Origin of the sequence: Streptomyces sp. NPDC006368 (genome assembly GCF_040612535.1) — a bacterium.
In the GTDB taxonomy this organism is placed as follows: Bacteria; Actinomycetota; Actinomycetes; order Streptomycetales; family Streptomycetaceae; genus Streptomyces.
In genome coordinates, this window is record NZ_JBEXQK010000010.1 from 58,316 (window position 1) to 77,938 (window position 19,623).

A 19,623-nucleotide genomic window follows, 5' to 3' on the forward strand; every position below is an offset into this window, starting at 1 on the left:
CGGTGGTTCACACGTCGCGCTTCTCCACCACCGCGTAGGCGCCCGCCAGGACGACCGCGGTGATCCCCGCCAGGATCCACAGCGGGGTCCAGCCGTGCGGGCCGGACTCGCTCAGCCCGGCGTCGCTGTAGAAGGCGATGAGCAGACTCGGGATCGAGTACTCGAACAGCACTTCCTGGACCTTCGGCAGCGACGACATGAAGATGCCCGCCACCAGCGGCAGCAGCATGACACCGATCATGACGGTGATCGCACCCGCCGAGTGGCGGACCAGCGCGCCGACCGCGAGCGCCAGCAGCCCGAGGACCGCGGTGAACAGACCGACGCCCACCGTCGCACGGAGCCACTCCTCGCCCGTGGAGCCGGCGGTGTCGACCATCGCGCTCTGCACCATCCCGACCAGCGCGGCCGTGACGGTGGTGACGACGAAGGCGAGCAGGAAGAACACGAGCGCCTTGGCGGTCACCACCCGGCTGCGGCTCGGGCACGCCGTCAGCGTCGTACGGATCATGCCGGTGCCGTACTCGGAGGAGATGGTCAGCACGCCCAGCGTGACCACGCAGATCGAGCCGAGGAGCACGCCGTAGAAGCCGAGCCCGAGGACCGACTCGCCGCCCAGGTCGGTCTCGGTGGCCCTGATCGCCACGGCGGTGAGCACCCCGACGCCGACCATCAGAAGGATCATGACGCCGAGCGTCCACATCGTGGAGCGCACGGACCGGATCTTGGTCCACTCGGACGCGAGCGCGTCCCCCAGGTGCGCGCGGCGGACGGGGATGGGCGAGGTGTACGAGTGGTGCGGGGCGGGCGCGGGGGCGGTCATCGGGCGTCCTCGGTGTCGCTCTTGGTCAGGGGGGCCGGGGCCTGCGCGGGCGGTGCGGCCGGCGCCTGCGGTGTCCGGGGGGCGTACCCGGGAGCGGCGGGCGCGGGGGCCGGGGCACCGGCCGCGTACGGGTTCTGTCCGGGCGGCGGCGGGGCGTACCAGCCCTGCTGCGGCACCTCGGGGATCCGCGGCGGGACGTACCCGCCCGTCATCTGCGGCTGCGGCTCCATGAGCCCGGCCCGCTCGTCGGTCGTGGAGCGGTAGTCCACGGCGCCCTGCGTGAGCCGCATGTACGCCTCCTCCAGCGACGCCTGGTGCGGCGACAGCTCCCACAGCCGTACGTCCGCGTCGTGCGCGAGGTCGCTGATGCGGGGGAGCGGGAGCCCGGTCACGCGCAGCGCGCCGTCCGGCTCGGACATGACCTGCCCGCCCGCCTCGGCGAGCACGCCCATCAGCTTGTCCCGCTGCGCGGGCTCCGTGTGCGGCGTACGGACCCGCGCGAAGTCCGCGGAGTTCGCCGAGATGAAGGCCTTGACGCTCATGTCGGCCAGCAGCTGCCCGCGCCCGATCACGATGAGGTGCTCGGCCGTCAGCGCCATCTCGCTCATCAGGTGCGAGGAGACGAAGACGGTACGGCCCTCCGCGGCCAGCGACTTCATCAGGTTCCGCACCCAGAGGATGCCCTCGGGGTCCAGGCCGTTGACCGGCTCGTCGAAGAGCAGCACCTGCGGATCACCGAGCAGCGCCGCCGCGATCCCGAGCCGCTGCCCCATGCCGAGCGAGAACCCGTTGGACCGCTTGCGCGCCACGTCCTGCAGGCCGACGACACCGAGCACCTCGTCGACGCGCCGCGCCGGGATCCCGGCGAGCTGAGCCAGCGACAGCAGGTGGTTGCGCGCGCTGCGCCCGCCGTGCACCGCCTTGGCGTCCAGCAGCGCGCCCACCTGCCGCGGCGCGTTCGGCAGCTGCCGGTAGGGGTGGCCCCCGATCGTGACATGGCCCGATGTCGGCTGGTCCAGGCCCAGGATCATGCGCATGGTCGTGGACTTCCCGGAGCCGTTGGGCCCCAGGAAGCCGGTGACGGTGCCGGGCCGCACCTGGAAGGAAAGGTTGTACACGGCCGTCTTGGCGCCGTAGCGCTTCGTCAGGCCGACTGCCTCGATCATTCTCCAGCCCCATCGACAGGTCACGTCAAGTCAGGGCCAGAGGCCCCCGTAGGAGGTAAGAGCGTATCGAGCCCTTGACGGTTCCGGCCACGCCGTAAAACCGGGTGTCACGCCGCGGGGCCGGTGCGATGGTCCGGGAAACCGGCGGGTCACCCGGCCCGGGGCGGTCACGACGCCTCCCGGTAGACGTGCGGGGCCACGCCCGTCACCTTGCGGAAGACACGGCTGAAGTAGGCGCGGTCGTGGAAGCCGACCGCGCGGGCCACCGCCTGGACACTCTCGTCGCTCCGGCGCAGCCGCTCCTTGGCGCGCCGGATGCGCAGGCGCGTCAGGTAGTCCCACAGGGTCAGGCCGAGCTCGCGGTGGAAGAGCCGGCCGAGGTGGTTCTCGCTGACCCCGGCGCGCTGGGCGATCTGGCGGCGTGACAGCGGCTCGCGGTAGTGCTGCTCAATGTGCGCGAGCGCGTGGCGCACCGGGCCGTGCGCGCGCAGGGCCGCCGGGTCCGTGCGCCGGGTCAGGGTGGTCAGCAGACCGGTGAGCTCGTCGTCGGTGAGGATGTCCCGGCCCAGCAGGACGAGAGCGGGGTACGGCTCCGCCCGGCGCACGTCGTCCGCGGTGAACCCGTGGCCGCTGACCATCAGCACCGGGATGACCGGCAGCCGGCGCGCGGCGGCCGTCTCGTACACGCGCTCCACCAGGGTGAAGCCGTCCGGGTCCGTCAGCTCGCGGGAGACGACGAGCAGGCACGGCAGCTCCTCCGCGAGCAGGGCCGTGGCCGAGGCGCCGTCGACGGCCGTACGGACCGGGCGGCCGGGAAGGACACCGGTCAGCAGCCGCCGCAGCCGCTCCCGGTGCACCGGGTCGCCGTCGACGACGAGGGCCGGCTCGGCCGGGCCGGCGGGCCGCAGCGCACCGAGCGCCCGCCCCAGGTCCCGGCCCTGGACGGGGCCGTACAGCAGGAACGGGACGTGGCGGCAGGCCGGGTGGTCGTACAGCCGCCGCACCGGGCCCCACTCGTGCGGGCGGGCCTGCCCGACGTCCCAGGCGACCGCGGCCGGGGTGTGCCGCTCCAGGAGCGAGGCGACGTCCTCGTCCGGGTGCAGCCGGTGCGTCGGCAGCCCATGGCGCCGCGCGAGGGCGGTGACCTCGCCGGGTGGTGCGCCGGCGCTCGCCACGAACAGCGTGCGCGTGCCGTCGGCCGGGGGCGGCGCGCCGGGAGCGTCGGCCGGGGTGGGCAGGGGCAGTTCCAGGCGGAACCCGGGCGGCCCGCCCCGGTCCGGGCCCAGGGTGACCGCACCGCCGTGCAGGACGGCGAGCCGGCGGGCGATCGCGAGGCTCAGCCGCGACCCGGAGGCGTCGGCGGAGGGCACGCCCATGTCCGGCGGGCCGGTGATGTGGACGGACAGCACCGGCGGCCGTACGTCCGCGGTGAGCGTCACCGGCACCGGACCGGTGGTGAGGGCCGCCGCCGCGGTCAGCAGGTGCAGGACGATCTGCCGCAGGCGGGGCCCGTCCGCGCTGATCGCGGGCAGGCGGCGCGGCAGCCGCCCCACCACGCGCCGGTCCGGGTCGGCGCCGGCGGCGGTGGCGACCGCCTCGGCCAGCAGCGGACGCGGATCGATCAGACACCGGGACAGGTCCAGCGCGTCGATCTCCGCGCGGGACAGGTCCAGCAGGTCGTCGATGAGCCGCAGCAGGCGTCCCGCGTCGGCGTGGGCCGAGCGCAGCGCGGCGGCCGGGTCCCGGCCCGCGCCGGCCGCCGGCGACGGGGGGCGGGTGTGGCGCACGAGCGCCTCCACCGGGGTGCGCAGCTCACCGGTCGCGTTGTCCAGCAGCCGGGTCTTGAGCCGGTTGGCCTGCTCGGCGGCGTCCCGGGCCCGCCGCACCTCGTCGAACAGCCGGATGCCCTTGAGCGCCGCGCTGATCTGGTCGCCCAGCGCCCGGTACAGCGGTCCGCGCTGTGCGGCCCCGTGACCGGGGGAGGCGTCGAAGAGCACGTACCCCAGCCGCTCGTCACCGATGTGGAGCGGCTCGGCGACCAGGGTGAAACGGCGGTCGGCGGCCGGCAGCAGGGCGTCCGGCAGGACGCGGCCGACGGGGTACGGTTCCGCCGCGCCGCGCGCGGCCGGGTCGGCGCGTTCCTCCGGGCGCAGTACGGCCCGGGCGAGGCCGCCCCCGTCACCGGCCCCGGGGATGGCCGCCCCGTCCCCGTACAGCACCAGTCGGCAGCCGGGGACGCCCGTGCCGGGCAGATGGCGGGCCAGCGCCCCGGTCAGGGCGTCCAGGTCGGTGGTGGTGGTCAGGGTGGTGCCCAGGTCCCGCAGCCGGCGCGACTCCTGCTCCTCGGCCCACCGCTCGTACTCCAGCAGTCGGTGCGACTTGTCGGCGACCATGAGCCGGGCCTGCCCGAAGAGCCGCTCGGCGCGCGCCCGGCCGGGGGGCGGAAGCAGGGGGACGGCGAGGTCGCGGGCGCGCAGCAGGGCGCCGTCCCACACGGCCGCGTCGTCGAAGGTGCGGACCTCGGTGCCGATGAGCGCCTCCAGCAGGGGCAGGAACGCCGCGCCGTCACCGCGCCCGCCTCCCTCTGCCCCGGTCCCGGCTCCGGTCGCGTCCACGTCCGCGTGGAACGCGGCGGCGATCTCCCCGGCGGCGCGGGGAAAGGCGGCGAACGCCCCGTCCGCCCCGACCGGGGCCGGTGACGGGGGAAGGGGCCCGCGGCCCTGTGTCACCAGGGGCGAATGACAGCCGCAGGAGCGGCGCGTCACCAGCGTGCCGGGCACCACGTTGCGCGCGGGCGGGCGTGTGCCCCGTAACCGGGCCACCAGGGTGTCCACGGCGAGCGCGCCGAGCTCGGCGAAGGGCAGCGACACCGACGTCAGGGGCGGGTCGGAGAGCCGGGCTTCGAGGGAGTCGTTGAAGCCGACGACCGCCACGTCCTCGGGCACCCGCACGCCGCGCTCGGTCAGGCAGCGCAGGGCGTCGGCGGCGAGTACGTCGCTGCACGCCACCAGCGCGTCGAAGTCCCGGCCGGGCCGCAGCCCCCGAACGTCGAGCAGGACGCGCACCGCCGAGGCGCCGGCACCGCCGCCGAAGTCGGCGACCGTGGTGACCAGGGACCGGTCGACGGGGACGCGGTGCCGGGCGGCGGCATGGGTGTACGCGCGGTAGCGGTCGAGGGAGACCGGATGCGTCAACGGCCCCCGGATGCAGGCGAGTCGGCGCCGGTCGTGCGTCTCGACGAGGTGGCCGACGGCCTCCCGCATCCCGGCGTGGCTGTCGAGCAGCAGCGTCTCGTGGCCGCCCAGGTCCTGGTTGAGGCTGACCACCGGGAGCGTGCCCAGCCGGTCGGCGAGCCGCGCGGCGTCGTCGCTGCCGGCGGGCAGGCCGAGGGCGGAGGTCCAGCAGATGACGCCGTCGAGCCGTTCCTCGCCGATGAGTTCGTACAACGTGTTGCGTGGGGAGCCGCGCGGCCGTAACGGGCCGCCGGGCAGGCACACCAGATTCACGTCGTTGCGCTCGGCCGCCGCGAGGACCCCCGACCACAGGCTCGCGCCGACGCCGAGGTGGACGTTGGCGGTGACCAGCCCCAGGGTGGGGCGCCCTTCCCGCGGCGCTCCCGCGGTCGCGCGTTCCGCCATGGGTTCCTCGCTCGTCCGACATGGACATGCCTGCCAGGGCCCGGACGATAGTGGCGCGCCCGGGCTCCGACAAGGGAAACGACACGCGAGGCGGGCACCGGGCACGGCAGCGGCCCCCGCCCCGTGCGGGGCGAGGACCACTGGGGCCGTGTCCCGGCCGGCCCCGGGCCGCCCGGTCAGATCCTGCCGACCCCGGCACCCGCCACGACGATGGACTTCACGCTCGACGCGGTGTCGGCCGTGTAGCTGTAGGGGATGGGGTTGACCGTGCCGCCGGCCTGGCCGGAGCCCGAGTTGACGAAGTGGTTGTTCCTCGCCACCAGCGAGCCCGGGTCGGAGTCGCCCTCGCCGAGGTGGAACGGGTCCTCCGTGTTCTCGAAGTAGTTGCCCTCGACCAGCACGCCCGCCTTCTCCGTGGACGCCACGCCGTAGTCGCCGACGTTGCTGAAGTAGTTGTTCAGCACGTGCACCGGGTTGCCGAACCGCACACGCGGATTGCGCTGGGTCGTACCGTCGAACCAGTTGTGCGCGTACGTCACCCGCAGCTTGCCCGTGTCCTGGCTGCCGTTGCTGTCGGAGTGGCCGAGCAGCATGTTCTTGTTCTGGTGGTGCGTGCGGTTCCACGACACGGTGACCTTGTCGGAGGCGCGCTTGATGTCGATGCCGCCGTCGTAGGCGTTCGAGACGTCGTTGTGGTCGATCCACACCTGGGTCGACTCCTGGACGTTGATCGCGTCGTCGTTGGAGCCGGTGAAGGTCAGGTTCTGGATGATGACGTTGGAGACGCCGCTGACGTTCAGTCCGCTGCCGGTGATCTTTCCCGAGGTGCCGACGCCGACGACGGTCTTGTGGGAGGCGACCTTGGTCATCGAGCTCAGGGTGATCGTGCCGTTGACCCGTACGATCAGCGGCTCCGCCCGCTGTACGGCGGCGGTGAAGGCCGCGGTGTCCGACACGGTGACGGTGGCGCCGCCCGCGCCGCCCGTCGTGCCCGCGCCGAACCCGATGGGCCCGGCGGCGGCCGTGGTCGCGGTGTCCGGCTCGGCGGCCGGCGCGACCGCCCCGCTGCTCCAGGCGGTGGTGCCGGTGAGGGCCACCGCGGCGACGGCCGCGGTGGCCGCGCCTGCCAGCTTGTACCGTGCGCTCGTCCTGCGCATGGGAAATCTCCGTCCGATGGGGGGCTTCCTGGCTGGGATCGCAGTGCGCACCGCAGCCGTGCACCCGCGGTGCGGGAGTGGGGATGCTGCGGTGCGTACCGGTGCCGCGCGGCCGGCTCGTCCACGATGCTAGAGCGGTCGCCGTGGACGATGAGGAGCCCCATGTGGACTATTGCGCGCGGCGGCCGTACGCCGGAGGCGGCGGGCGTGAACGATCACATCACCGGCACGATGCGGTCCCATCCCGCCCCCGCCCATGATCACTCCACCTCAACGGACCTAGGCTTGGCGCAGTCACGACAATCACTTCGGGAAGTTGCGCCCATGCGAGCCACGCTCATCCGCCGTACGTCCGTCGCCGCCGCCGCGGTGTCCCTCGCCCTCCTGGGCACCGCCTGCAGCGCCGGCAAGTCCGGCGACGAAGGCGCCGGCAAGGGCAAGGAGTCCGGCGCCGCCGAGCCCGGCGCGGTGAGGGCCCCCTCCGCCGCCGAGCTGGAGAAGCTCGTCCTCGCCCAGGGCGACGTCGCCGGGCACAAGGTGACGAAGGCCGGGCCCGGCGACACCCTCACCGCCAAGGACATCACCGTCGACAAGGCCCAGTGCGAGCCCATCGCCCGTCTGATCGCCGGTGTGGCGGCAGGGGAGCCGGCGGCGGAGGTGAAGCGCAAGGTGCTCGAGGAGCCGAAGAAGGGCGACTCGGTCGAGGACATCGCCGCCGCGTTCGACGTCACGCTGACCATGCCCGTCCTCGGCTCGTACGAGGCCAAGGGAGCCGAGGAGACCTTCGCCGCGCTGCGCACCGCCGCTACCGCGTGCGCCGGTGGCTTCCAGGTCACCGTGAGGGGGACCCAGCGGAAGGTGCTGAGCGTCACCGGCACCCCGCTCACCGGCGGTGACGAGGCGGCTGCCTGGACCGTGGTGACCGAGCAGGAGGGCGACAGGATGCCCGTCAAGATCGCCGCCGTGCGCAAGGGCGCCGTGATCGCCGGCTTCTACGCGATGAACGTCATGGCCGCCGGCGCGGGCAAGGACTACGAGCTGCCGAAGGTCGTCGTCGACGCCCAGGTCGCCAAGCTGGGCTAGTACGCGACGCCCCGGGCCCCGCCCGCCCGCCGGTCCAGGGGGCTGCCCTGCCGGCCCGGCTCGCCCTGGGCCGCCCGCCGGGGCCGGGGGTTCGCCCGACGGCCCGGGGTCCGCCCCACCTGGACCCGCCTGCTGGCCCCGGGTCGCCGCCTGGGCCGGGGTTCGCCCCACCTGGGCCCGCCGCCCGCCTGGGCCGACTGGCCCGGCTCGCCCTGCCAACCTGGGACGGCCCGCCCGGCCCGGGGTCCGCCCGACTGGCCCGGCTCGCCCTGCCGACCCGGGACGGCCCGACCGACCAGGGGTCCGCGCGCCCGGGCCGGGGTCCGCCCCACATGAACCCACCGCCCGCCCGACCGCCCGCCCCGGGCCGCCCACCCGCCCCGGGCCGCCCGCCCGGCCGGGGGTCCGCCCGACCGACTGCCCTGTCGACCCGGGCCGACCGCTCGCCCGGGCCGGGCGGGCTACGCGTCCCGGCGCTGCAGTACGACGTACCCCCCGGCCAGCGCCGCCGCCACCCACAGCAGCATGATGCCGAGCCCGCCCCACGGGCCGTAGGGCGGCGGGTCACTGCCCATCGCGCCGGGCACCACCTGCATGATCGTGGCGCCGGCCTGGTCGGGGAAGTACTCCGCCACCTCCCTGGCCTTCGGCACCGCCGACAGGATCTGGGAGATGAGGAAGAAGAACGGCACCAGGATGCCCAGCGACAGCACCGTCGAGCGCAGCATCGCCGCCACGCCCATCGAGAACACCGCCATCAGGCCCATGTACAGGCCGCCGCCGATCACCGCGCGCAGGACGTTCTCCTCGCCGATGGTGGTGCGGTGCTCACCCAGCAGCGCCTGACCGAGGAAGAACGACAGGAAGCTGGTCAGCAGACCGACGACCAGCGCCAGCACCCCCGCCACGAAGATCTTGCCGAAGAGGAACGTGGCCCGCCGCGGCACCGCCGCGAGCGACGTGCGGATCATGCCGGTGCTGTACTCCGTGCCGACCACCAGCACCCCGAACACCACCATCGCCAGCTGGCCGAGCAGCATGCCGGAGAAGCTCACCACGGTCGGATCGAACGTGGCCCGCTCCATGGCCGGCATGTCGTCGAACGTCGCCTTCACCAGCGCGGACAGCGCCGCGCCCAGCGCCACGGTGACGACCAGCGCGCTCGCCAGTGTCCAGACCGTCGACGCGACCGTACGGATCTTGGTCCATTCGGACCGCAGGACCGCGGGTACCGATGCCATCGTTCAGCCCTCCCTCGGAGCCCACCGCGGGGCGTTCGCGGAGTGGGCGTGGTACTCGACCGCCCCCGCCGTCATCTGCATGAACGCCTCCTCCAGCGAGGCGCGCTGCGCGCTCAGCTCGTGCAGCACGATCCCGTGCCGCCCCGCGAGCTCGCCGATCTCCTCCGTCGTCGCGCCGTCGATCTCCAGCGTCCCGTCCACCGTCTCCACCACCGTCATGCCGTCGCGGTGCAGCGCGTCGCGGAGCTCCTCCCGCTGGGGCGAGCGCAGCCGTACATAACTCCGGGAGTTCTGCTGGATGAAATCCGCCATGGAGGTGTCGGCGAGCAGCTTGCCCTGCCCGATGACGATCAAGTGGTCCGCCGTCAGGGCCATTTCACTCATCAGATGGCTGGAAACGAAGATCGTCCGGCCTTCCCCGGCCAGCGTCTTCATCAGATTGCGGATCCAGTGAATTCCCTCGGGGTCCAGACCATTGACGGGTTCGTCGAAGAGGAGAACCTGTGGATCACCGAGGAGGGCGGCGGCGATTCCCAAGCGCTGGCCCATACCCATCGAGAAACCTTTCGGTTTCTTCCTGGCCACGGCGGACAGCCCGACAAGATCCAGAACCTCGCCCACCCGGCGCTCCGGAATGCGATTGGACTGGGCCAGACAGAGCAGGTTGTTGTACGCGCTCCGTCCGCCGTGCATCGCCTTCGCCTCGAGCAACGCGCCCACGTGCTTGAGCGGCTCGTCCAGCTCCCGGTAGTGCCTGCCGTCGATCCGGGCCACCCCGCTGGTCGGGTTGTCCAGCCCGAGCATCATCCGCATGGTCGTCGACTTGCCCGCGCCGTTCGGCCCCAGAAAGCCCGTCACCAAGCCCGGACGCACATGGAAGGAGAGATGGTCGACCGCCGTCTTCGCGCCGAAGCGTTTCGTCAGCCCCTCGAGCTCGATCATCCCACCAAGCTACTCGTTCCGGGGGCCGGCCATCCCCCCTGACCGCGCGGGGGGACCCAAGCAGGCGCCCCCGGGGCACCGTTCCTTCCGCACCGGGTGGGGCGGCAGGCGACGGTGGCCCGAGGGCGTCGGTCGAACGGGGATACGAAGGGGTCAGCGGGCCTGCTGGGCCGGGACGCCGCGGGAGACCGGCTCGTCGTCCACCGGGGAGCCGGCCGCGGCCACCGCCGCGCCGGTCAGCGTGGCCAGCATCTCGCGGACGTTGGTCAGCTGGGCGTTGATGGAGTCGCGGCGGTTCGTCAGCGCCGCCAGCTCGCGCTCCGATTCGCTGCGAATACGGTCCGCCTTGGCGTTCGCGTCCGCCACGATGTCCTCGGCCTGGCGCTGCGCGGTCTCCACCGTCTGGCGGGCCCGGCGCTCCGCGTCCGTGCGCAGCTTCTCGGCCTCCAGGCGCAGCTGCTCCGCCCGGTGCTCGATCTCGGCGAGACGCTTCTCCGCCTTCGCCTGACGCGACGCCAGGTCCCGCTCCGACTGCTCGCGCCGCTTCGCCAGGTTCGTCTCGAAGTCGGCCGCCGCCTGCGCGGCCTTCGCGCGGGTCTCCTCGAAGAGGGCGTCCGCCTCCTCGCGCTTGGACTGCGCGTCCTTCTGCGCCTCGGCGCGCAGCGTGTTCGCCTCGCCCTGGGCCTTCTCGACGATCCGTACGCCCTCGTCCTCGGCCTTCGCCTTGCGCTCGGTGGCGAACGCCTCGGCGTCGTTGCGCACCTGCTGGGCCGCCGACTCGGCGAGCTCGCGGTGCTGCTCGGCGGCGCGACGGGCCTCCTCGCGCAGGTCCTTCGCCTCCTCCTCGGCCAGACGGAGGATCTTCTCGACACGGGCGCCGAGCCCGGCGTACGACGGTTCGGCGTCGCTGACCTGGGCCTGGGCGTTCTGCGTCTCGAGGTGGAGCTCCTCGATGCGCTTTTCCAGAGAGGTGATTCGGGCCAGAGCACTGTCTCGGTCGGCGACGAGCTTGGTAATGCGGTCGTCCACCTGACCGCGGTCGTAACCACGCCGCACGAGCTCGAAGCCGAAGGGGGAGGAAGTGTCGCTCATGGGGTTCCTGTCGAATGAGACCGGTGAGGTGTTAGGGGGAATCCTAGGGGCCAAAGCGGCGTGTCTTCGAGTGGATGCCCGTTCAAACTACAGAATGTCCAGCCTTTTGAGTGGCTTATCCGTCGGATGACTTGCTACTCGAACGGGTACCCCCGGCCGCCGCACCCGCCTTGACTCCGCTCTCCTTCGTACCCCCTGACGGGGCTTCGAACGACTCGAGCGCCTCCAATACGTCCTGAACGCGCGAAATCTCCGCCTGAATGTCCTCACGCCTGCGCGCCAGGACCTCCACCTCACGCTTGCCGTCGGCGATCATCTTCTCGGCCTCGCGCTCGGCATCCGCCTTGATCTTTTCCGCCTCGCGGGTCAGCGTGGCCTTCTTCTGCTCGGCCTCCTTGAGCAGCCCTTCCGCCTTCTTCACCGCCGAGATCCGGACCTTGCTCGCCTCCGCGTTCGCGTCGGCCAGCAACTCCTTCGCCTTGGCCTCGGCCTCGGCGCGCTGCTCGGTCGCGGCCTTGACGAGCCTGTCCGCCCGCTCGCCGGCCGACTTCAGCTGTTCGGCGGCCTCCCGGCGCGCCCGCTCGTGGAGCTGCTCGATCTCCGCCTCGGTACGCGCGCGGAGCTCCTCCATGCGCTCCCTTATGGCGTTCGCGTCCCCGCGCGCCCCGACCAGCAGCTCGTCCGCGTCCGTACGGGCCTTCTCGACGAGCGTGTTGCCCTCGACGGTCGCCTCGGTGACGATCCGCTCGGCCTCCTTGCGGGCCGCGCCGACCATCGTGTCGGCCTGCGACTCCGCCTCGGCGGTCGCCCGCAGCGCCTCCTCCTGTGCCTTCGCGATGAGCTGGTCGGCCTGCTCGGCCGCGTCCGCGCGGCGCTTGGCCGCCGCCTCGCGCGCCTCGTCGACCATCCGGTCGGCCTCGGTCCGCGCCTCGCCGCGCATCTGCTCGGCCGCCGCCTCCGCCTCCGCGCGGTGCCGCTCGGCCTCCGCCCGGATGCGTTCGGCGGCCTGCTGCGCGGAGCCGACCGTCTCGGCCGCCTCCGCCCGCAGCCGCTCCGCCTCGCCGGTGGCCTCGGTACGCACCCGCTCGGCCTCGGCCGTCGCCTCGGCGACCAGCCGCTCGACCCGCTCGGCGGTCTCGGCACCGATGCGCTCGGCCTCGGATGTCGCCTCGCCGATGAGCTGGTCGGCTTGTTCGGCGGCGTCGGCGCGGCGCTTGTCGGCGGCCTTGCGGGCTTCGTCGAGGACCTGTTCGCCGTCCGCGCGGGCGGCGGCGCGCAGCGCCTCGGCCTCGGCCTCGCCCTCCGCCTTGACCTGCTCGGCCTCGGCCCGCAGCCGGTCTGCCTCCGCCGCCATGCGGTCCGCCTGCGCGGCGGCCTCCGAACGGATCCGGTTGGCGTCCTCCCGGGCGTCGGCACGCGTGCGTGACGCGTCCTGGTCGGCCGACGCCAGCGCGTCGGACGCCTCCGTCCGTACCCGCTGGGCGTACTCCGCGGTGTCCGCCTTCAGCCGCTCCGAATCGGCGATGGCGTCCGCCATCGTCCGCTCGGCCAGCGCCTTGGCGGCGTCCGTCTCCTCCTGCGCGCGGGCCCGCAACCGGGCCGCGTCCTCCGCGGCCCGCTCCCGCTCCGCGTACGCGTCGGAGCGGACGCGGTCCGCCTCCTCCTGCGCCTCCGTGCGCGTACGCTCCGCCGCGTGCTCGGCGGCCGAGCGCAGCCCGGCGATCTCCTCCTCGGCCTGCTCGTGCAGCCCGGCGACCGACTCCCGCACCTGCTGGGCGGTCTGCTCCGCCGCGGTGACCATCTCGGTCGCCCGCCGGTCCGCCTCCTCGACCAGCCGCTGTGCCTCGGTCTGCGCCTCCTCGACGCGCTTGCGCGCGGACGCCAGCAGCTCCTCGCTCTGCTCGCGCGCCCGCTGCCGCTCCTGGTCCGCCTCCGCGCGGGCGCCGCCCAGGATCTCCTCCGCCTCGCGGCGGCGCCGGTTGGCCTCCTCCTGCGCGGCGGCCAGCTCCTCGGCGGCCTCCGCGGTGACGCGCTCGGCCGCGGCCTGGGCCTCCGCCCGCACCCGGTCGGCCGACTCCTGCGCCTCCGACTTGAGCCGCTCGGCCTCCGCGGCGGCCTCCGAACGGAGCCGTACCGCGATGTTCTCCGCCTCCGCGCGGGTGGTCGACGCGTCCGACGCCGCCTCCGTGCGGAGCCGCTCGGCCTCCTGCTCGGCCTGCGCCTGGAGCGTACGGATGCGCTCGGCGGCCTCGCCGCGCTGCCGCTCCGTCTCCTCCGCCGCCTCCCGGCGGATCCGCTCACCCTCGGCGCGCGCGTCGGCCAGCGCCTGCTCGGCGGCCGTGAGGCGGGCCTCGGCCTCGGAGTGCAGCCGGGCCAGCTCCTCGGCGGCCTCCGCCTGCCGGGCCGCGACGACCCGTTCGGCCTCCTCGCGCAGCGCGGCGGCGGCCTCCTCGGCCGCGGCCCGCACGGACTCGGCCTGCTCCTCGGCCTCCGTCCGCAGCTCCTCGGCCTCCGTACGGGTGCGCTCCAACGCCTCCTCGGCCTGCTTGCGCAGGCCGGTCGCCCGCTCGATCGCCTCGGCGCGGACCCGCTCGCTCTCGGCGGTGGCCGCCGTGCGCAGCTCGTCCGCGTCGGCCTTCGCCTTGGTCAGCAGCTCCTCGGCGGTCCTGGCCGCCTCCTCGATCTGCTGGACGGCCTCGCGCCGCGCCTCGCCGCGGATCCGCTCGCCCTCGGCGATGGCCTCCGCCCGCAGCTGCTCGGCCTCGCCGCGCAGCCGGCGCGCCTCCTCCTGGAGCTCGACCGTCTTGGCGCGGTACTCCTTGGTGTCGTCCTTCGCGGCGCCCTTGAGCTGCTCGGCCGTGTCGTGCGCCTCGGCGCGCAGCCGGTCCGCCTCCGCCTCGGCCTCGCGGCGGAGCCGCTCGGCCTCCTCGGACGCCTTGCGGGTCGTCTCGCGGGCGTCCTCGGACGCCTTGGTGAGAACCTCCTCGGCCGTACGGGCCGCCTTCGCCAGCTGCGCCGCCGAGTCCTCCGCCGCCGCCGTACGCGCCTTCTCGGTGGCCTCCGCGACCAGCTTCTCCGCCGCCGCGCGGGCGTCGGCGAGCGCCTGCTCGGCCTCCGCCTTGAGGGTCTCGGACTCCTTCGTCGCCTCGGCGACCAGCCGTGCGATCTCCGCCTTGGCCGTACGCGTGCGCTGCTCGGTCTCCGACTCGGCGCTCGACAGCCGCTTGGCCGCCGCGTCCCGGGCCTCCGCGACGACCTTGTCGGCCTCCGCGCGGGCCTCGCGCAGCCGCTCGTCCGCCTCCTGGAGCCGCTGCTCGGCGGTCCGGCTCAGCTCCGTGGCCTGCTGGCGCGCCTGCTCGGACTCGGCGGTGGTGGCGCTGCGCAGCTGCTCGGCGTGGCTGGTGGCCTCCTGCGCCTGCGTGGACGCGGCGTTCAGCAGCCGCTCGGCGTCCTTGCGGGCGCGCAGCAGGATCGCCTCGGCCTCGGCGCGGGCCGCCTCCGTCTGCGAGCCGAGCCGACGGCGGGCCTCCTCCGCCAGCCGGGTCGCCTCCGCGCGGGCGGTGGCCAGGGACTGCTCGGCCTCCGCGCGGGACTCCTCCAGCAGACGGCGGGCCTGCGCCTCGGTGCGGGCGCGCAGCTGCTCCGCCCAGGCCACGTTCTCGTTGACGTGCGCCTCGACGGTCCGGCGGCGCTCGGACAGCTCCTGGTCCAGTTGCTGGCGGCGCTGCACCGCCTCGGCGTGCAACTCCGCCTGGAGCCGGGCCTGGTGCTCGGCGTGCTCCTGCAGGATCCGCTGGGTCTGGGCGCGGGCCTCGCGCAGCTCCCGCTCGGCGTCGGAGCGCAACTGCTCGGCCTGGATCTGGGCGTTGCGCAGCAGCTGCTCGGCCTGGTAGCCGATGTCCGCGCTGTCGTAGGCGGGCCGGGTGGCGATGGTGCGGCGCGCCTCATGGAGCTTGGCGCGCAAGACCTCGACCTGGTAACCGAGGTCCTCGGCGTGCTGGACGGCCTTCTCCCGCTCGGTCTTCAGCCGGTCCATCTCGGCTTCGAACCGCGAAAGGTGGTCGTCAGCCCGGTGGCTCTCCTGGCGTTCGTAGCCCCGCACTGCGCGGTCCCATCCGTCCCCTGGTCGCAACTCTCCTGCACGAGCACCGTTCGCCGGGCGAACGGCCCCCCGGGGAATGGTGTCAGATCACTGTCGGGGACGCGGCGCGGCCCCGACCCGTCCCCGGCCCGGAGCCGCCCACTCTACCGGGCCGGGAATCCGGAGGTCAGTGCTCCGCTGAGGACGGGTCAGCGGAGGTGACGAGTTCCGTGAGGACCCCGTGGCAGTCCTTGGGGTGGAGGAAGGTGATCCGCGACCCCATCGAACCGATGCGCGGCTCGTCGTACAGCACCCGCACGCCCTTCTCGCGGATGGCGGCGGCGTCGCCGTCCACGTCCGCCGTGCCGAAGGCGATGTGGTGGACTCCCTCGCCGTTCTTGGCCAGCCACTTCCCGACCGCCGAGTCCTCGCGGGTGGGCTCCAGCAGCTGGAGGTAGGAGGCGCCGCCGTCCGACGTCTCGTTGATCTTGAGCATGGCCTCGCGTACGCCCTGCTCCTCGTTGATCTCGGTGTGGAAGACCTCGAACCCGTACGTGGCACGGTAGAACTCGACGGTTTTGTCGAGGTCGAAACAGGCGATTCCGATGTGGTCGATGCGCGTCAGCATGGACCCAGTGGAGCGCCGCAGGAGGTGGTTACGCAACGTGCGCGCGATCACACCGGCTGGCCGGTGACCCGGGCCCGTACCGCTCAGTACATTGGCGGTAAACCCTCGTTCACTCCTCAGCCCCGTGCTGAAAGGGGATCCTGTCTCATGTCTGGAACGACCGGTACCACCTCCGTCATCGTCGCGGGAGCACGCACGCCCATGGGCCGGCTGCTCGGCTCGCTGAAGTCCTTCTCCGGCGCCGACCTCGGCGGCTTCGCCATCAAGGCCGCGCTGGACCGGGCCGGCATCGGCGGCGATCAGGTGCAGTACGTGATCATGGGCCAGGTGCTGCAGGCCGGCGCCGGCCAGATCCCCGCCCGTCAGGCCGCCGTCAAGGCCGGCATCCCCATGAACGTCCCCGCGCTCACCATCAACAAGGTGTGTCTCTCCGGGCTCGACGCCATCGCGCTGGCCGACCAGCTGATCCGCGCCGGCGAGTTCGACGTGATCGTCGCCGGCGGCCAGGAGTCCATGACCAACGCCCCGCACCTGCTGCCCAAGTCCCGCGAGGGCTACAAGTACGGCGCGATCGAGATGCTCGACGCCATGGCGTACGACGGCCTCACCGACTCCTTCGAGGGCATCGCCATGGGCGAGTCCACCGAGAAGCACAACACCCGCCTCGGCATCCCCCGCGAGGCGCAGGACGAGATCGCCGCCCTGTCCCACCAGCGGGCCGCCGCCGCGCAGAAGAACGGCATCTTCGAGGCCGAGATCACCCCCGTCGAGATCCCGCAGCGCAAGGGCGACCCGGTGATCTTCAGCAAGGACGAGGGCATCCGCCCGGAGACCACGGCGGAGTCGCTGGGCAGGCTGCGCCCCGCCTTCGCCAAGGACGGCACCATCACCGCCGGCACGTCCTCGCAGATCTCCGACGGCGCGGCGGCCGTCGTCGTGATGAGCAAGGCCAAGGCCGAGGAGCTCGGCCTGGAGTGGATCGCGGAGATCGGCGCCCACGGCAACGTGGCCGGGCCGGACAACTCGCTCCAGTCGCAGCCCTCGAACGCCATCCGGCACGCCCTGAAGAAGGACGGGCTGGACGTGTCGGACCTGGATCTGATCGAGATCAACGAGGCGTTCGCCGCCGTCGCCGTGCAGTCAATGAAGGACCTCGGCGTGACCCCCGAAAAGGTGAACGTCAACGGCGGCGCCATCGCCCTGGGGCACCCCATCGGTATGTCCGGTGCCCGTGTGGTCCTCCACCTGGCGCTGGAGCTCAAGCGGCGCGGCGGCGGCACCGGCGCGGCAGCGCTGTGCGGCGGCGGCGGCCAGGGCGACGCGCTCATCGTCCGCGTGCCGGGCAACGGCAAGTAAGGAGCTGTACGTGATGGTGGACGTCCCCGCACTGGTCGCCCAGGCACGGGAGGGCCGGCCACGGGCCGTGGCCCGGCTGATCTCGCTCGTGGAGGGGGCGTCCCCGCAGCTGCGTGAGGTGATGGCGGCGCTGGCCCCCCTCACGGGCGGCGCGTACGTGGTGGGCCTGACCGGCTCGCCCGGTGTCGGCAAGTCGACCTCCACGTCGGCGCTGGTCAGCGCGTACCGGCGGGCCGGCAAGCGGGTCGGCGTGCTCGCCGTGGACCCGTCGTCCCCCTTCAGCGGGGGCGCCCTGCTCGGCGACCGGGTCCGGATGTCCGAGCACGCGTCGGACCCGGGGGTCTACATCCGGTCGATGGCCACGCGCGGGCATCTGGGCGGGCTGGCCTGGGCCGCCCCGCAGGCCATCCGGGTGCTCGACGCGGCCGGGTGCGACGTGGTGCTCGTCGAGACCGTGGGCGTCGGGCAGTCCGAGGTCGAGATCGCCTCCCAGGCCGACACGTCCGTGGTGCTCCTCGCGCCGGGCATGGGCGACGGGATCCAGGCCGCGAAGGCGGGCATCCTGGAGATCGGTGACGTGTACGTCGTCAACAAGGCCGACCGCGACGGAGCCGACGCCACGGCGCGGGAACTCAACCACATGCTGGGCCTCGGCGAGGCGCGCGGCCCCGGCGACTGGCGCCCGCCCATCGTCAAGACGGTCGCCGCGCGGGGCGAGGGCATCGACGAGGTCGTCGAAGCGCTGGAGAAGCACCGCGCGTGGATGGAGGAGCGGGGCGTCCTCGCGGAGCGCCGGCGCGCCCGCGCCGCCCGCGAGGTCGAGACCATCGCGGTCACGGCCCTGCGCGAACGTATCGGCGATCTCCACGGCGACCGCCGCCTCGACACGCTCGCCGACCGGATCGTGGGCGGCGCCCTGGACCCGTACGCGGCGGCGGACGAGCTGGTGGCGGGGCTGACGGGGCGGTAGCCCCGACGGGCGGGCGGACCATGCTCGCCGTTGCCGGTTGCCGGTTGCCGGTTGCCGGTTGCGGGGCCCGGGCCGGGGTGCGCGCCCCGGGCTCGGTGCCGCCGCGCCCGGGCGCCCGGTGGCGGGGTGCGGCCCTCGCCGGTGGGCGGGGGCGGGGCCCCTCCGGGCTCGGCTCTCCTCCGGAGGGGGCACCCCCACGGGGCCGGCGGCCCCTTCGTATGGGTGCCCTGCCCTGGCCGCCAACCCCTGCGCCGTACGCCGCGTGCGGGGCGGCTCGGCGCCTTGCCGGGCCCCGGGCTCCCGTCGTACGCCAGGGTGCGGGCGTCAGTCGTCCTGGTCGGCGGAGTCGTCGTCGTCCTTGTCCTGCGTGGCCTTCGCCGTCGTCGCGTCGACGGTCCACTCCTGGACCTTGCCGTCCTTCGTCAGCAGTTCGACGTCCCAGGACTTCTCGCCGCCGTCGTCGGTGTCGTCGTCCAGGTCCAGTGAGATCACCGTGCCGTGGTTCGCGACCGCCTTCAGGGCTTCGTCGGCGGTCACCTTGACGCCCTGGACGGTGCGCCGGGGCTCCGGGGCCTCGTCGTCCGTCGACACGGCGAACGCCGCCGCCGTGCCGCCCGTCAGCAGGGCCGCGGCGGTCACCGTGGCGATGATCAGGTTGCGCTTCATGGATGGCCTCCGAGGAGTCGTCGCGTTCAGTACGGGAACCACCCTGCCGCCGGCTTGCTGAACGCGGGCTGAAGGCCCCTGAAGGCCTCTTCAGGTTCCGTTTGCGACCCTGAACGCATGCGCCTGTTGATCGTGGAGGACGAGAAGCGGCTCGCCCTGTCCCTCGCCGCCGGCCTGCGGGCCGAAGGGTTCGCCGTCGATGTCGTCCACGACGGGCTGGAGGGACTCCACCGGGCGGGCGACGGGGCCTACGACCTGGTCGTGCTCGACATCATGCTGCCCGGCATGAACGGCTACCGCGTGTGCGCGGCGCTCAGGGCCGCCGGGCACGAGGTGCCGATCCTGATGCTCACCGCCAAGGACGGCGAGTACGACGAGGCGGAGGGCCTCGACACCGGCGCCGACGACTACCTCACCAAGCCGTTCTCGTACGTCGTCCTGGTGGCGAGGGTCAGGGCCCTGCTGCGGCGGCGGGGTCGCGGCGCGTCGCCGGTGCTCAGGGCCGGGGCGCTCACCGTGGACACCGCGAGCCGGCGCGTCCTGGTGGGGGACGGGGAGGTCACGCTGACCGCCAAGGAGTTCGCCGTGCTGGAGCACCTCGCCACACGGGCCGGTGAGGTGGTGTCGAAGGCGGAGATCCTGGAGCACGTCTGGGACTTCGCGTACGAGGGCGACCCGAACATCGTCGAGGTGTACGTGTCCGCGCTGCGGCGCAAGCTGGGGCCGGAGACCATCGGGACGGTCCGCGGCGCCGGTTACCGTCTGGAGGCGCGGTGAGAC

At 73.6% G+C, this 19,623-nt stretch carries 14 protein-coding genes; 4 read left to right on the forward strand and 10 right to left on the reverse strand.

The features are described 5' to 3' along the window. Positions 1-7: 7 nt before the first annotated feature. The 4 genes from ABZZ38_RS10950 to ABZZ38_RS10965 form a co-directional block, all read right to left on the reverse strand. Positions 8-823 carry an ABC transporter permease gene (locus ABZZ38_RS10950; RefSeq protein ID WP_356738033.1) on the reverse strand — a complete coding sequence of 272 codons (816 nt, stop codon included), beginning with the start codon at positions 821-823 and terminating at the stop codon, positions 8-10. Then, a complete protein-coding gene (locus tag ABZZ38_RS10955; RefSeq protein ID WP_356738035.1) occupies positions 820-1,989 on the reverse strand; it encodes an ATP-binding cassette domain-containing protein in 1,170 nt (389 codons plus the stop codon). Before ABZZ38_RS10955 ends, ABZZ38_RS10950 begins: the two co-directional genes overlap by 4 nt. A 167-nt stretch (positions 1,990-2,156) precedes the next feature. Beyond that, positions 2,157-5,627 carry a substrate-binding domain-containing protein gene (locus ABZZ38_RS10960; protein ID WP_356738037.1) on the reverse strand — a complete coding sequence of 1,157 codons (3,471 nt, stop codon included), beginning with the start codon at positions 5,625-5,627 and terminating at the stop codon, positions 2,157-2,159. 176 nt (positions 5,628-5,803) lie between these two features. Further along, positions 5,804-6,784, reverse strand: coding sequence for a right-handed parallel beta-helix repeat-containing protein (locus ABZZ38_RS10965; RefSeq protein WP_356738039.1), 981 nt, complete (start codon positions 6,782-6,784; stop codon positions 5,804-5,806). 324 nt (positions 6,785-7,108) lie between these two features. Here ABZZ38_RS10965 and ABZZ38_RS10970 point away from each other — a divergent pair, with 324 nt between their 5' ends. Further along, positions 7,109-7,867: a hypothetical protein gene (locus ABZZ38_RS10970; RefSeq protein WP_356738040.1), complete on the forward strand. Its 759-nt coding sequence runs from the start codon at positions 7,109-7,111 to the stop codon at positions 7,865-7,867. A 461-nt stretch (positions 7,868-8,328) separates the two neighbouring features. Here the strand turns inward: ABZZ38_RS10970 and ABZZ38_RS10975 are convergent, their stop codons facing one another. The 5 genes from ABZZ38_RS10975 to mce all read right to left on the reverse strand — a co-directional run bounded on the left by ABZZ38_RS10975 (position 8,329) and on the right by mce (position 15,851). Then, entirely contained in the window at positions 8,329-9,108 is a 780-nt protein-coding gene (locus ABZZ38_RS10975; protein WP_356738042.1) for an ABC transporter permease subunit, read from the reverse strand. A 3-nt stretch (positions 9,109-9,111) separates the two neighbouring features. Continuing rightward, complete coding sequence (locus ABZZ38_RS10980) at positions 9,112-10,050, reverse strand: ATP-binding cassette domain-containing protein (protein ID WP_356738044.1); 939 nt, start codon at positions 10,048-10,050, stop codon at positions 9,112-9,114. Positions 10,051-10,203: 153 nt separating this feature from the next. Next, a complete protein-coding gene (locus tag ABZZ38_RS10985; RefSeq protein WP_356738046.1) occupies positions 10,204-11,142 on the reverse strand; it encodes a cellulose-binding protein in 939 nt (312 codons plus the stop codon). 115 nt (positions 11,143-11,257) lie between these two features. Next, positions 11,258-15,244 (reverse strand): polarized growth protein Scy, encoded by a 3,987-nt coding sequence (scy, locus tag ABZZ38_RS10990; protein ID WP_356738048.1) that lies wholly within the window; start codon positions 15,242-15,244, stop codon positions 11,258-11,260. A 166-nt stretch (positions 15,245-15,410) separates the two neighbouring features. Then, positions 15,411-15,851 (reverse strand): methylmalonyl-CoA epimerase, encoded by a 441-nt coding sequence (gene mce / locus ABZZ38_RS10995; protein WP_356738050.1) that lies wholly within the window; start codon positions 15,849-15,851, stop codon positions 15,411-15,413. Between the two features lie 147 nt (positions 15,852-15,998). Between mce and ABZZ38_RS11000 the strand changes: the two genes are divergently transcribed. Further along, positions 15,999-17,207 (forward strand): acetyl-CoA C-acetyltransferase, encoded by a 1,209-nt coding sequence (locus ABZZ38_RS11000; RefSeq protein ID WP_356738052.1) that lies wholly within the window; start codon positions 15,999-16,001, stop codon positions 17,205-17,207. A 13-nt stretch (positions 17,208-17,220) separates the two neighbouring features. Next, on the forward strand, positions 17,221-18,177 hold the full coding sequence (gene meaB, locus ABZZ38_RS11005) for a methylmalonyl Co-A mutase-associated GTPase MeaB (protein ID WP_356738188.1): 957 nt from the start codon (positions 17,221-17,223) through the stop codon (positions 18,175-18,177). A 324-nt stretch (positions 18,178-18,501) separates the two neighbouring features. On the opposite strand, the gene ABZZ38_RS11010 is transcribed toward meaB, so the two are convergent. Then, positions 18,502-18,843, reverse strand: a complete 342-nt coding sequence (locus tag ABZZ38_RS11010) for a PepSY domain-containing protein (protein WP_356738054.1) — start codon at positions 18,841-18,843, stop codon at positions 18,502-18,504. Positions 18,844-18,960: 117 nt separating this feature from the next. Here ABZZ38_RS11010 and ABZZ38_RS11015 point away from each other — a divergent pair, with 117 nt between their 5' ends. Continuing rightward, the gene (locus tag ABZZ38_RS11015) at positions 18,961-19,620 is read left to right on the forward strand and encodes a response regulator transcription factor (RefSeq protein ID WP_356738056.1); all 660 of its coding nucleotides are present in this window, start codon (positions 18,961-18,963) and stop codon (positions 19,618-19,620) included. Positions 19,621-19,623 lie beyond the last annotated feature (3 nt).